General features: G+C 67.5%; 12 protein-coding genes. 6 read left to right on the plus strand and 6 right to left on the minus strand.

Annotated elements, in window-relative coordinates; all coding sequences use genetic code 11:
• Positions 1-17 precede the first annotated feature (17 nt).
• The 5 genes from BLT64_RS05715 (at position 18) to BLT64_RS05735 (ending at position 5,221) form a co-directional block, all read left to right on the plus strand.
• Complete coding sequence (locus tag BLT64_RS05715) at positions 18-887, plus strand: ribokinase (RefSeq protein ID WP_011748592.1); 870 nt, start codon at positions 18-20, stop codon at positions 885-887.
• A 39-nt stretch (positions 888-926) separates the two neighbouring features.
• Positions 927-1,730: a S49 family peptidase gene (locus BLT64_RS05720; RefSeq protein WP_011748593.1), complete on the plus strand. Its 804-nt coding sequence runs from the start codon at positions 927-929 to the stop codon at positions 1,728-1,730.
• A 103-nt stretch (positions 1,731-1,833) separates the two neighbouring features.
• Positions 1,834-2,604, plus strand: coding sequence for an SDR family oxidoreductase (locus tag BLT64_RS05725; RefSeq protein WP_011748595.1), 771 nt, complete (start codon positions 1,834-1,836; stop codon positions 2,602-2,604).
• A 301-nt stretch (positions 2,605-2,905) separates the two neighbouring features.
• Complete coding sequence (gene uvrC / locus BLT64_RS05730; RefSeq protein ID WP_011748596.1) at positions 2,906-4,777, plus strand: excinuclease ABC subunit UvrC; 1,872 nt, start codon at positions 2,906-2,908, stop codon at positions 4,775-4,777.
• A gap of 12 nt (positions 4,778-4,789) precedes the next feature.
• Positions 4,790-5,221 (plus strand): DUF6841 family protein, encoded by a 432-nt coding sequence (locus BLT64_RS05735; protein WP_011748597.1) that lies wholly within the window; start codon positions 4,790-4,792, stop codon positions 5,219-5,221.
• Positions 5,222-5,227: 6 nt separating this feature from the next.
• Here the strand turns inward: BLT64_RS05735 and BLT64_RS05740 are convergent, their stop codons facing one another.
• The 5 genes from BLT64_RS05740 to BLT64_RS05760 all read right to left on the minus strand — a co-directional run bounded on the left by BLT64_RS05740 (position 5,228) and on the right by BLT64_RS05760 (position 10,400).
• A complete protein-coding gene (locus BLT64_RS05740; RefSeq protein WP_164901591.1) occupies positions 5,228-5,857 on the minus strand; it encodes an ABC-type transport auxiliary lipoprotein family protein in 630 nt (209 codons plus the stop codon).
• An 8-nt stretch (positions 5,858-5,865) separates the two neighbouring features.
• On the minus strand, positions 5,866-7,167 hold the full coding sequence (locus BLT64_RS05745) for an MlaD family protein (protein ID WP_011748599.1): 1,302 nt from the start codon (positions 7,165-7,167) through the stop codon (positions 5,866-5,868).
• Positions 7,168-7,171: 4 nt separating this feature from the next.
• A complete protein-coding gene (locus tag BLT64_RS05750) occupies positions 7,172-7,948 on the minus strand; it encodes an ABC transporter ATP-binding protein (protein WP_011748600.1) in 777 nt (258 codons plus the stop codon).
• Complete coding sequence (locus BLT64_RS05755; protein ID WP_011748601.1) at positions 7,945-9,039, minus strand: MlaE family ABC transporter permease; 1,095 nt, start codon at positions 9,037-9,039, stop codon at positions 7,945-7,947. Before BLT64_RS05755 ends, BLT64_RS05750 begins: the two co-directional genes overlap by 4 nt.
• A gap of 443 nt (positions 9,040-9,482) precedes the next feature.
• A complete protein-coding gene (locus BLT64_RS05760) occupies positions 9,483-10,400 on the minus strand; it encodes a LysR family transcriptional regulator (protein WP_011748602.1) in 918 nt (305 codons plus the stop codon).
• A 90-nt stretch (positions 10,401-10,490) separates the two neighbouring features.
• Between BLT64_RS05760 and metF the strand changes: the two genes are divergently transcribed.
• Positions 10,491-11,354 carry a methylenetetrahydrofolate reductase [NAD(P)H] gene (gene metF / locus BLT64_RS05765; protein WP_011748603.1) on the plus strand — a complete coding sequence of 288 codons (864 nt, stop codon included), beginning with the start codon at positions 10,491-10,493 and terminating at the stop codon, positions 11,352-11,354.
• A gap of 27 nt (positions 11,355-11,381) precedes the next feature.
• Here metF and BLT64_RS05770 read toward each other — a convergent pair whose 3' ends face one another.
• Complete coding sequence (locus BLT64_RS05770) at positions 11,382-12,494, minus strand: T6SS phospholipase effector Tle1-like catalytic domain-containing protein (RefSeq protein WP_230999373.1); 1,113 nt, start codon at positions 12,492-12,494, stop codon at positions 11,382-11,384.
• Positions 12,495-12,565: the final 71 nt, after the last annotated feature.

Here is a 12,565-nt window from a genome sequence, read left to right on the forward strand (position 1 = left end):
TTGGCAAGAGGCTGGATATGACGATCTACAATCTCGGCTCGATCAACATCGATCACGTCTATCGCCTGCCCGCCCTGCCCCGCCCGGGCGAGACGCTGCACGCGCAATCCTATGCCCAGGGGCTGGGCGGCAAGGGTGCCAACCAGTCGGTCGCCGCCGCCCGAGCCGGGGCCGATGTCGTCCATCTGGGCGCCATGGCCGCGAGCGACGGCTGGGTGCTTGGGCGGCTTGCCGAGGCGGGTGTCCAGACCTCGGCCATCGCCCGGCTGCCGGACATCGCCACCGGCCATGCGATCATCCTGGTCGATACCGCGGGCGAGAACTCGATCGTGCTGCATGGCGGCGCCAACCTCGCCCTGCCGGCGGCCCTGGCCAGCGGCATCGGCTTTGGCCCGGACGACATCCTGCTGATGCAGAACGAAACCAACCTGCAGGCCGAAACCGCCGCGCTGGCCCGTCGGGCGGGCGCGCGGGTGATCTATTCCGCCGCCCCCTTCAGCATCGCGGCGCTGCGCGAGGTTTTGCCGCATGTTTCGATCCTGTCGGTGAACGAGATCGAGGCCCGCGACACCTTCGCCGCCTTCGGCGAGGATCTGCCCGTCGAGGGCCTGCTGGTCACCCGCGGCGCCGAGGGGGCCGAATTCCGCGACCTGCGCGGCGGGCAGGCCTGGCACCAGCCGGCCTTTGCGGTAGAGGCGGTGGATACGACCGGCGCCGGGGATTGCTTTACCGGTTGGTTCGCCGCCGGGCTGGCACGGGGCGAGAACCCGCCGACCGCCCTGCGCCATGCAGCAGCCGCAGCGGCGCTGCAAGTCACCCGCAGGGGCGCCGGCGATGCCATGCCCGACCGCACCGAAGTCCTCGCTTTTCTGAAAGCCCGCGGCTGAGAGCTTGCCCGCAGCCCCGCATCTGCCTATCTGGAGCCCATGAGAATTCCGTTCCTGAACCGCCCGGCCACCGTCGCCGTCCTGCGCCTGCAAGGTGCCATCGGGGTTGCCGGTCGCGGCGGCCCCGGCCTGTCCGATGCCGCGCTGGCGCCTCTGCTGGAACGCGCCTTCAAGCGGCGCAAGCCCGCCGCCGTGGCCTTGGCTCTGAACTCGCCCGGCGGCTCGCCGGTCCAGTCCAGCCTGATCGGCGCCCGCATCCGCCGCCTGGCCGAAGAGCGCGGGATCCCGGTCCATGCCTTCGTCGAGGACGTGGCGGCCTCGGGCGGGTATTGGCTGGCCACGGCGGCGGATTACATCTGGGCCGACGACAGCTCGGTGCTGGGCTCGATCGGGGTGATCTCCTCGGGCTTCGGCTTCGTCGAGCTGATCCAGCGCCACGGCATCGAGCGCCGCGTGCATACCGCCGGTCGCTCGAAATCGATGCTGGATCCGTTCCGGCCCCAGACCCCCGAGGACATCGAGCGGTTGGACCGCCTGCTGGGTCCGATCCACGAGGCGTTCAAGGAACAGGTGCGCGCGCGGCGCGGCAACCGCCTGCCCGAGGATCGCGACCTGTTCACCGGCGAGATCTGGACCGGCCGCGAGGCAGTCGAACTGGGACTTGCCGACGGGATCGCCCATCTGGTCCCGAAGATGCGCGAGCTTTACGGCAAGGAGGTGCGCTTCCTGACCTATGGCCAGCGTGTGCCGCTGCTGCGCCGCTTCGGCCTCTCCGCCGATGATTTCATCGACGGCATCGAGGAACGCAGCGCCTTCGCGCGTTTTGGGGCGGGGCGCGGATGATCAAGACCGTCATCCTGTGCCTGCTCATCATCGTCGCGCTGGCCCTGGCCGCCGGCCCGGGGGTGCGCCGCGTGATCGCGAGGCTGCTGGGGATCGGGCGGAAATGACCGCGCTGGTGACCGGGGGCGCCCGCCGTCTGGGCCGTGCCATCACGCTGTATCTGGCCCGGCGCGGGCTGGACGTGGCGATCCATTACCAAAGCTCGGCCGCCGATGCCGAGGCCACCGCCGCCGAGGCCCGCGCCATGGGCGTGCGCGCCCAGATCTTCGAGGCCGACCTTCTGGATCTCGACCAGAGCGAGGCGCTGGTGGACCGTGCCCATGCCACGCTGGGACCGCTGACGCTTCTGGTCAACAACGCCTCGATCTTCGAATACGACAATATCGCCACGGCGACGCACGAAAGCTGGGACCGCCACATGGGCTCGAACCTGCGCGCACCCTTCATCCTGACGCAGGCATTCGCGCGCCAGGTTCCCAAGGCCGACCGCAGCGGCACCGAGCCGGTGGCGCGCGGGCTGGTCGTCAACATGATCGACCAGCGCGTGCTGAAGCCGACGCCGGAGTTCATGACCTATTCGCTGGCCAAGGCCGGCCTGTGGTGGCTGACGCGAACCTCGGCCCAGGCACTGGCGCCGGATATCCGCGTCAATGCCATCGGCCCCGGCCCGACCATGCAGGGCATCCGCCAGTCCGACAGCCATTTCGCCAACCAGCGCGCCGCGACCATCCTGCAACGCGGCGCCGGACCCGAGGATGTCTGCGCCGCGCTAGGCTATCTGATGGACGCGCCTTCGGTCACCGGACAGCTGATCTGCGTGGACGGCGGCCAGCATCTGGCCTGGCGAACCCCCGATGTCCTGGGAGTCGAATAGAGCAAAAATCCGCCGGTCTGCGGCAAGTTGTCCACCTTGCGGAACGCGTTCACGCAATCTTCACGATTCTGGTAAGAAATTCAGAGGATTGTGAAGGAGAGAAAAAATATCTCCTTTAATCAATACCTTATTCTAGTGCCTAGAATTTGTGCAAATCGAGGAAACCCCAACAAACGCTAATTGAACGCGTGATACTCCCAAGCTGATTCACAGAGTTATCCACAGATTCCGTGGACAGGATTCAGCTTGAACTTCCCAGCACCAGCTTGCAGCCGAGCCCGAGAATCATTTGGTTAGCCATATGACCGATTCCACCCCAGAAACGCGCCCCGCCAAGACGGGCCACGCGCTGATCCAGGACTATCTGAAGACGCTCGACGGCTCGCCGGGGGTCTATCGGATGCTGGACCAGCAGGGGGCGGTGCTTTACGTTGGCAAGGCGCGGAACCTGCGGGCGCGGGTCTCGAACTATGCGCGCGGCAGCGGGCATTCGGCGCGGATCGCGCGGATGATCCGCGAGACCTGCTCGATGATGTTCCTGACCACGCGCACCGAGACCGAGGCGCTGCTCTTGGAGCAGAACCTCATCAAGCAGCTCAAGCCGCGCTACAACGTGCTGCTGCGCGACGACAAGAGCTTTCCGAACATCCTGGTGGCGAAGTCGCACCCCTTCGCGCAGATCAAGAAGCATCGCGGCGCCAAGGCGGAAAAGGGCGACTATTACGGCCCCTTCGCCAGCGCCGGGGCGGTCAACCGGACGCTGAACCAGTTGCAGCGGGTGTTCCTGCTGCGCTCTTGCACCGACGCGACCTTTTCCAGCCGGACGCGGCCCTGCCTGCTTTACCAGATCAAGCGGTGCAGCGCGCCCTGCGTCGGCCGCATCGGGCTGGAGGAATACAACGCCCTGGTCGCCGATGCCGAGCTGTTCCTGCAAGGCAAGTCCACCGCAATCCAGGCCCAGCTGGCCCGCGAGATGGCCGAGGCGGCCGAGGCGATGGAATACGAACGCGCCGCCGCCTTGCGCGACCGCATCAAGGCGCTGACCGCCGTGCAATCGGTGCAGGCGATCAACCCGCGCGGCGTACCCGAGGCCGACGTGATCGCGCTGCACATGGAGGGCGGGCAGGCCTGCGTGCAGGTCTTTTTCATCCGCGGCAACCAAAGCTGGGGCAACCGCGATTTCTATCCCCGGCTGAACGGGGTCGAGTCGGCCGACGAGGTGATGCAGGCTTTCCTGGCGCAGTTCTACGACGGCAAGGTGCCGCCACGGCTGATCCTGCTGTCGCACGGCATCGAGGACCCCGACCTGATGACCGAGGCGCTGTCGGAAAAGGCCGGGCGCAAGGTCACGCTGGGCGTGCCCCGGCGCGGCGAAAAGGCCGAACTGGTGGAAAACGCCCTGCGCAACGCCCGCGAAAGCCTGGCGCGGCGCATGTCGGAAAGCGCCGCGCAGCAGCGGCTGCTGGAGGGGCTGGCCGAGGCCCTGGACCTGCCTGCCGTTCCGCAGCGCATCGAGGTCTATGACAACAGCCATATCCAGGGCACCAATGCCGTGGGCGGCATGGTCGTCGCCGGCCCCGAGGGCTGGATCAAGAGCCAGTATCGCAAGTTCAACATCAAGGGCACCGAGATCACGCCGGGCGACGATTTCGGCATGATGAAAGAGGTGCTGACCCGCCGCTTTTCGCGCCTGCTGAAAGAGGATCCCGACCGCCAGACCGACGCCTGGCCCGACCTCTTGCTGATCGACGGCGGCGCGGGGCAGGTCTCGGCCGTGCATGAGATCATGGCCGAGATGGGGGTCGAGGACATTCCGATGATCGGCGTCGCCAAGGGCGAGGATCGCGACCACGGCAAGGAAGAGTTCCACCGTCACGGCCAGCGCCCCTTCGCCCTGCGGATGAACGATCCGGTGCTGTATTTCATCCAGCGCCTGCGGGACGAGGCGCATCGCTGGGCCATCGGCACCCATCGCGCCAAGCGGGCCAAGGCGGTGATGGCCAACCCGCTGGACGAGATCGCCGGTATCGGCGCCGCCCGCAAGCGGGCGCTTCTGGCGCATTTCGGCAGCGCCAAGGCGGTCAGTCGCGCCGGCCTTGCCGATCTGGTCGCGGTCGAGGGCATCAGCGAAGCCATGGCGCAGAAGATCGTCGATCATTTCCACAAGGGCTGACAGGAGGAAGCCATGGAGGACATCATTCGCACATTCTTCGCCCGCTATGAGCGGCTGTTCGCGCAGGCCCTGGCCGGCGAGGCGGAGATGGAAGAGGTCGCCGCGCTCTACGCCCCGGAATTCATCGCCGCCTCTCCGGCCGGGGTGAAGGCGGGGCGCAACGACGATCAGCTACGGCAGGCCATGGCGCAGGGTTATGCGCATTACCGGGCCATCGGCACGAAAAAGATGACGATCCGCGAGATCCGGCTGTCGCCGATGGACGCGCTGCATTGCGTGGCCCATGTCGGCTGGACGGCCCTCTATGACCGGAGCGACGCGCCCGAAATCGCCATCGAATTCGAGGTGCATTACCTCGTCCAGATCCTCGACGGCACGCCCAGGGTCTTTGGCTGGGTGACCGGCGACGAAGAGGCGCTGCTGAAACAGCACGGCATCGTCTGACCTGGGCTAACGGCAGCGCGCAGGATTGACCCCCACCGCCCGCAATCCCCAATCGGTCATCTGCGCGACAAGCTGCTGGCCCGCCGCATCGAAGGCCGGGATCAGGTCGGCGGTTTTCGTCGTCGGCGCCTGGGCGGTGGCGGTGAAATGCCCGCGCGAGACGACGCGGGCGTCCATCTCGCGCACCATCTGCGCATCGACCGTCAACTTGATGATGGCGCCCTGCCCCGCGACCTCGGCATTGAAGTCGTTGACCTCGGAAATCAGCGCGTAGTCGCCGGCCGTGCCCAGCGGCGCGCGGCCGACATGGGTAAAGGCGTCATAGACGCCAAAGCCGCGCACCAGCAGGGTCTGCAGGGTGACGGGCACCGTATCGCCCCAGCGCGCATCGGGCAGGTATTGCGTCTGCAATTCGTTCGGGCGGACCATGATGCGGTCGGTGTCCAGCGTGCCGCGCGCCTTGGGCGGCTCGATCACCAGTTCGGCCAACCGGCCCCGGCCGCAGCTGCGCGGCACGTCCGAAGGCGGGCGCAGCTCGAACACATCGCGGTCGGGCTCTCCCTCCAGCGCGCGCAGCGCGGCGCAGCCCGGCAGGGTCAGGGTCAGGACAAGCAGGGCGGCGGTGATGCGCATCATGGACTCCCTCAACGGCGGAACTCGGGCACGCGCGGCCCCGAGAAGACTTGCGACGGGTTGCGCCTCAGCGCCGAGACCAGCTCGTTCACATTGCCCACCAGCCCGCGCAGATCGCTGGCCATGCGGGTGAATTGCGGCAGCCCCTCGCGGGTGAAAGCCTGCACCGGGGCGCGGGCGCTGTCCAGCATGCCGCGCAGACTGGCAAAGGCGGCATCGGCGCTGTCGGCGGCATTGCGAAAGCGGTCGGTGATCTCGGGCAGGTCGGCGACCACGCGGTCAATGGCCTCGTTCGCCTTGCCCAGCGTCACGCGCAGATCGGCCACCACCGGCTCGACATTGCTGTTGATGACCCGGTCGGCGCCGTCGAAGGCCCGCTCGGCCGAGGCCAGCGTGCGGCTCCCGACCTCCAGCGCCGCATCCAGGCTGTCGAGGCTCTGGTCCGCGCGCTCGGTCAGCCGGTTCAGATCGGATTGCAGCGTGGCGGCGGTCTGGTCCAGCCGTTGCGTCAGCGTCTTCAGGTCGCCCGAGACATAGGCGCGCACCTCGTCCAGCGTGGCGGTGCCGGAGTCCAGCGCCGTATCGACCTTGGCTGCGCTTTCGTTGAACTTGGCCAGCGCGGTGTCGGCATTGCCCAGCGTCGTCTCGGCCGCCGCGCTGAGCCCGTCCAGCCGTTCGCCGAAGGCCGAGATGTCGGATGCCGCCGAGGCGATGGAATCGGTGGCCGTGGTCACATCGGCCAATGCCTTGTCCAGGTTGGCGCTGGAGCGTTCCACATTGTCCAGAATGTTGCGCACCCGGTCCTGGTTTTCGTCGCCCAGCAGCTTGGTCAGTTGCTCGGCCACGGTGTTCAGCCGCGACAGCATCTCGGGGCCCTGTTCCGACAGCGTTTGCAGGGCCGAGCGGTTGGCGGCGATCACCGGGATCGAATCCGGGTCCACGTCGCGCAGCAGCGGCGAATCGGGCCGGCCCGAGGTGATCGCGACATTGGCGATGCCGGTGACGCCCTGGATCTCGATCGAGGCGCGGGAATCGGTGCGCACCGGCGTATCCTCGGCCACCTCGACCCGAACCCGGACCGCGCCGTTCACGCTTGGCGACAGTTGCATGTCCACGACCTTGCCGACGGAAAGCCCGGCGAAAAGCACCTCCGAGGACACGCCCAAGCCCGACACCTCTGGGAAATAGATGTCATAATAGGCGAATTGCCGGTCCAGTTGCAGCTTGGCGAACCACATCAGGAACAACAGCATCCCCAGGAAGCCCGCGATGGTAAAGGCTCCGATCAGGACGTAATTGGCCTTGGTCTCCATGGGCTTACTCCTTTGCGCGGCCGGTGGTCATGGCGGCGCGGGCGCGCGGGCCGTGGAAATATTCATGCACCCAAGGGTGATCGACCCGAAGCATTTCGGCCATGGTGCCGCTGACCAGCACCTTCTTTTCCGCCAGGACCGCGATGCGGTCGCAACAGGCATGCAGCGTATCGAGGTCATGCGTCACCAGAAAGACCGAGAGGTCCAGCGCATTGCGCAACTCGACGATCAGCCGGTCGAAGGCATCGGCACCGATGGGATCAAGCCCCGCCGTCGGCTCGTCCAGGAACAGGATCTCGGGGTCCAGCGCCAGCGCGCGCGCCAGCCCCGCGCGCTTTCTCATGCCGCCGGACAGGTCCGAGGGATATTTGTCGTTCGCGTTCCACGGCAGCCCGGCCATCGAGACCTTGAGTTCCGCCAGCCCTTGCCGCGCCTCGGGCGTAAGCCCCGGCACGGCGCGCAGCGGCACCTCGACATTCTCGCGCACGGTCAGCGAGGAAAACAGCGCGCCCCCCTGGAACATCACGCCCCAGCGCCGCTCCAGCGCCTCGCGCGCGGGGCCGGTCAGCGCGCCCACGTCCTGGTCGAAGACCCGGACCGTGCCGGCGGTCGGCCGGTTCAGCCCGACGATGGTGCGCAACAGCACCGATTTCCCGGTGCCCGAGCCGCCGACCACGCCCAGGATCTCGCCCCGCCGCAGGTCGAGGTCCAGCCCGTCATGCACCACATGGCGGCCGAACTGGGTGCGCAAGCCCCGAACCTCGATGATATTCCCGCTCACAGCCCCACCTCGGAGAAGAAGATCGAGAACAGCGCATCCGCGACGATCACGGCAAAGATCGCGTTGACCACGGCGCGCGAGGTCTCGGCGCCCAGCGATTCCGCGTCCTTGCCGACCTTCATCCCGGCATGGCAGCCGATGACGCCGATGATCAGCGCAAAGACCGGCGCCTTGGACAGGCCGACGATGACATGGTCGACGCTGGTATCCGCCAGGAGCCGATAGCGGAACATCGAAGGCGAGATGCCAAGTTCGATCCAGGACATCAGCGCGCCGCCGACCAGCCCGGCGATATTGGCGATCAGGCCCAGGATCGGCAGGGTGATGATCAGCGCCAGCACGCGCGGCAGGATCAGCACCATGTCGGGGTCCAGCCCCAGCGTGCGCATGGCGTCGATTTCCTCGTTCATCTTCATCGAGCCGATCGAGGCGGTCAGGGCCGAGGCGGTGCGGCCCGCCACGATGATCGCGGTCAGAAGGATGCCCAGTTCGCGCAGGATCGAAATGGCGATCAGGTCGATGACAAAGACCTCGGCCCCGAACTGGCGCAGCTGGACCGCGCCCTGAAAGGCCAGCACGATGCCGATCAGGAACGACATCAGCGCCACGATGGGCACGGCGCGCAGCCCGGTTTCCTGGCAGTGATACACCAGCGAGGTAAAGCGGAAATCGCCGGGATGCCGGATGCCGCGCGCCAGCGCGGCCAGAAAGCGGCCCAGATATTCCGCGATCTCGCGCAGGAACACCAGCGCGGCGACCATGCGGCGGCCGGTCTGCTCCAGCATCAGCCGCCAGCCGGCAGGGCCCGCAGATTCGGCCTCGGGCTGCGGCAGCGCCTGCCGCACGGTGTCGAGCAGTTGCGCCTGCGTCCCGGTCAACCCGTCCAGGCTTGCCCCCTCGCGTTCGCGCCCGGTCAGATACCAGGCGGCGGCGGTGTCGAGGCGGGTCAGCCCCGACAGCTCCAGCCGGCTTGCGGTCCCCGCTTCGGGCGGCAACTGGCCCAGCGTCCAGACGGTGAACTCGCCCGCCAGCCGCAGCACGCCGTCCGAGACGGAGGCGCTAAGCTTGGGATCGGTGGGAAGGCTGGCCATGACGGTCCTGATCGCAAGGGGTGAATGGGATTCATCCAGCGATTGCCGGAGTTTGTCAAATCCGGCCGGCACTCCCGGCCGGACGCTGTGGCCGATCCGCCCCTGGCCGGGCACGGGGCCTGCCGCGCGGCAAAAGCCGATACACGCATTTGCCGGGGCTTTCGATATTGTCCATATTGACTAAAATACGCGCCATGATTTAGTTGGGGCGTTCCGTTATGCCGCACGGCGCGACAATCGCCCGTAGAGGCCGGCTTGAACATGCTGCGGACCGGCTGGTCCAGCATGCGCGGCCGGGATGAAGAATACCGCTTGCGGCATGGCCCGCGGCCCTTGCGGCCAAGGCACATGCCCGGGAAGGGCTCCTCGGGATCCGGCTGAACGAGTATTATTTTAACCATGATCCCGAGGATGACCGTCCTCGCTGCCCTCCGGCACAAAGGTCAGCCCTGCGCCAGGGCGCGCATCATCCTGACCGGCTCGGTTCTGGCCAGGCGCAGCACATGCGCCATATAGGGCTGTTGCAGATCCTCGGTCCGCAGCGCGGCGTAAAGCCGGCGCAACATGCCCTGACGGCCCAGCGGCAGCAGCGCCAGTTCGGGATTGCCGGCCTGGGCGCGCAGCACCCAGTCGGGCATCACCGCCACCCCGCGCCCGGATGCGATCAGCATCAGCGCGATGGCCGTCTGTTCGACCTGCCGCAGATGCGCGGGCTCGACCCCGGCCGGATCGAGGAATTGCGAGAAAACGTCCAGCCGCGCGCGGTCCATCGGATAGGTGATCAGCGTCTCGCCCGCCAGGTCGGCCGGCTCGGCATAGCCCTTGGCGGCCAGCCGATGGCCGGCGGCGACCACCATGGTCGGGGCATAGTCGAACAGCGGCTGGAAGGTGATGCCGGCCAGTTCCTCGGGGTCGGAGGAGATCACCATGTCCACCTGCCCCCGCTGCAAGGCCGGCAGCGCCTTCAGCGCCAGGCTGGAGCGGATGTCCAGATCGACCTCGGGCCAGGCGCGGCGGAACTGGTCCAGCACCGGCAGCAGCCAGTCGAAGCAATGATGGCACTCCATCGCCACATGCAGCCGCCCGGCCCGGCCCAGCTCAACGGCACGGAAATCGGCCTCGGCCGCCTCGATCAGCGGCAAGACCTGCTCGGCCGTGCGCAACAGCCGCATCCCCGCCGCCGACAACCGCAAGGGCTTGGTCTTGCGCAGGAAAAGCTCGACCCCGGCCTGCTCTTCCAGGGCCTTGATCTGGTGCGACAGCGCCGATTGCGTCAGGTTCAGCACCTCGGCCGCGCGGGCCAACCCCCCCTGCTCATGGATGGCGCGCAGGCTGCGCAGGTGGCGAAGTTCAAGGTGCATCTTGATCGGAACTCATGATAATCTTGAGGATTATGAATTTGTCTCACGTCGCCGCGCATGTCACAAGGCCTGCGACAAAAGGATGGCACCATGACGACACCCGCGATCAGCTTCGAATTCTTTCCGCCCCGGAACCTCGACCAGTCGTTCCGGCTGTGGGAGACGGCGCGCGCGCTGGCGCCCCTGGGCCCGGATTTCGTCTCGGTCACCTATGGCGCGGGCGGCACCACCCGGCAGCTGACGCATGAGGCGGTGACGGCGCTGGCCAGCCATTACGGGCTGAACGTCGCCGCCCACCTGACCTGCGTCGATGCCACGCGCGAGGAAACGCTGCAGATCGTCCAGGATTACGCGGCCGCCGGCGTGCATGAGATCGTGGCGCTGCGCGGCGATGCCCCGCAAGGGCAGGACCGCTTTACCCCGCATCCCGACGGTTTCGCCAATTCGGTCGAGTTGATCGAGGCGATCGCGGCGCGCGGCGACATGACCGTCCGCTGCGGCGCCTATCCCGAACCGCACCCCGAAAGCCCCGACACCGCCGCCGACGTGGCCTGGCTGAAGCGCAAGGTCGATGCCGGCGCGACTTCGGCGATGACGCAGTTCTTCTTTGACGCCGAGACCTATTTTCGCTTTCGCGACTCCTGCCTCGCGGCGGGGATCCATGCGCCGATCATCCCCGGCATCCTGCCGATCCAAAGCTGGGCCGGCACCCGCCGCTTTGCCGAACGCTGCGGCACCTCGGTCCCGCAATGGGCCGAGGACGCCTTTGCCGCCGCCGGCAAGGAAGGCGAGGCGCAACTGGCGCTGGATGTCTGCGTCAAGCTGTGCGAGCGGCTGGTCGAGGGCGGCGTGGACAAGCTGCATTTCTATACGCTGAACAAGCCCGAATTGGTGCTGAAGGTCTGCGCCGCGCTGGGAATCCAGCCCAAGGGCGAATTCTCGCGGGTGGCCTGAACCGGGACGGCGGGAAGGGCCAAGGCGTCAGCCATCCGGCCCCTCGCCGGGTTGTGCCGCCGTCTCGGGCTGCGTGCGGGTCTGCGCGACCGCTGCGGCCTGCGCGGCCATTGCGGACCCCGCCGCAGCCGGCACCTTCGGCCTCGCCCGGACCAGCCGGCGATGCGGGCGCGGCGGGGCGGCATCGGCCAGCGCCCCGGCCAGCAGTGCCGGGCCGGTATAGGGCCGCGGCACGGAAGGATGCAGCACCTCGGACGGGTCCGCCCCGGCAAGGCGCGGCGCGCGCGCCAGGAATGCCTTGCCCCAGTTGCGCCACGACCCGACCGAAGGCGCGGTGGCGTCGCAGGCGAAATGCCTGCGCCAATCGTCGGGCAGCGGCAGGCCGAACCCTTCGGCCCGCGACATCATCCAGACCAGCGGGATATTGGCCAGCGGCCGGGCATATTCCAGCCCCAGAAGCTGGCCGCCCACGTCCGGGTGGCAACCGCGAAACCACATCTGCTCGATCCGGCCCGGCGTCGAGGCGCTGTCCCAGATCAGCGGCTGAAAGGCGGCGCGAGTCTCGTCCAGGGCCAGCGCCTGCACGCCATGCTCGACCTCGGCACCCAGATGCGCGTCGTGGAAGCGAAAGCGCGGCTCGGTCAGCATCCAGAGCAGCGGCAACCTGATCCCCAGCGCCATCACCGTGTCGAAGACGCCGATCATGCGAATCGGCACCACCGGATGGCAAAGCGTGGGGTCCAGCCTGCCGACCAGCCGGTCGCGGCCCTGTCGGTAAAGCTGCCAGGCCTGCTGCACGTTGCGGCGCGTGGCATGGGCATGGGTCAGCAGCCCGACCCGCCCGATCATCCCCGCAAGCGAGCGCACCGCAAAGGCGCCACGGGAATAGCCAAAGAAAAACAGCGGATTGCCCGGCCGCCATTCGCGCGCAAGCCAGGCATAGGCATCGCAGATATGCCGCTCCAACGCCGAGCCCATGGCCAGTTCCGGCAGCGTGCGCCAGGCATCCCATTGCTGGCCGGGGGCGTAATGCACCCGCACAGGCGCGGGCAGCGCGCCGCATTCGCCCGAGAGCAAGGCATGGATTCGGGCGATGGACGACCTTCGCCCCTCGGTCAGCGAGGCGAAGGTGCCATCCATCAGGACGATCTGGCATATCGGCGGACGCGTTGATTCCATACGCCGACGCTAGCACGGAAAAACGAAGCGTC

This window comes from Paracoccus denitrificans (genome assembly GCF_900100045.1).
GTDB lineage: Bacteria > Pseudomonadota > Alphaproteobacteria > Rhodobacterales > Rhodobacteraceae > Paracoccus > Paracoccus denitrificans.

Coding starts and splice junctions, on each gene's coding strand:
- BLT64_RS05715 (WP_011748592.1), top strand. CDS start 18: ATGACGATCTACAATCTCGGCTCGATCAACATCGATCACGTCTATCGC.
- BLT64_RS05720 (WP_011748593.1), top strand. CDS start 927: ATGAGAATTCCGTTCCTGAACCGCCCGGCCACCGTCGCCGTCCTGCGC.
- BLT64_RS05725 (WP_011748595.1), top strand. CDS start 1,834: ATGACCGCGCTGGTGACCGGGGGCGCCCGCCGTCTGGGCCGTGCCATC.
- uvrC (WP_011748596.1), top strand. CDS start 2,906: ATGACCGATTCCACCCCAGAAACGCGCCCCGCCAAGACGGGCCACGCG.
- BLT64_RS05735 (WP_011748597.1), top strand. CDS start 4,790: ATGGAGGACATCATTCGCACATTCTTCGCCCGCTATGAGCGGCTGTTC.
- BLT64_RS05740 (WP_164901591.1), bottom strand. CDS start 5,857: ATGATGCGCATCACCGCCGCCCTGCTTGTCCTGACCCTGACCCTGCCG.
- BLT64_RS05745 (WP_011748599.1), bottom strand. CDS start 7,167: ATGGAGACCAAGGCCAATTACGTCCTGATCGGAGCCTTTACCATCGCG.
- BLT64_RS05755 (WP_011748601.1), bottom strand. CDS start 9,039: ATGGCCAGCCTTCCCACCGATCCCAAGCTTAGCGCCTCCGTCTCGGAC.
- BLT64_RS05760 (WP_011748602.1), bottom strand. CDS start 10,400: ATGCACCTTGAACTTCGCCACCTGCGCAGCCTGCGCGCCATCCATGAG.
- metF (WP_011748603.1), top strand. CDS start 10,491: ATGACGACACCCGCGATCAGCTTCGAATTCTTTCCGCCCCGGAACCTC.
- BLT64_RS05770 (WP_230999373.1), bottom strand. CDS start 12,494: ATGGATGGCACCTTCGCCTCGCTGACCGAGGGGCGAAGGTCGTCCATC.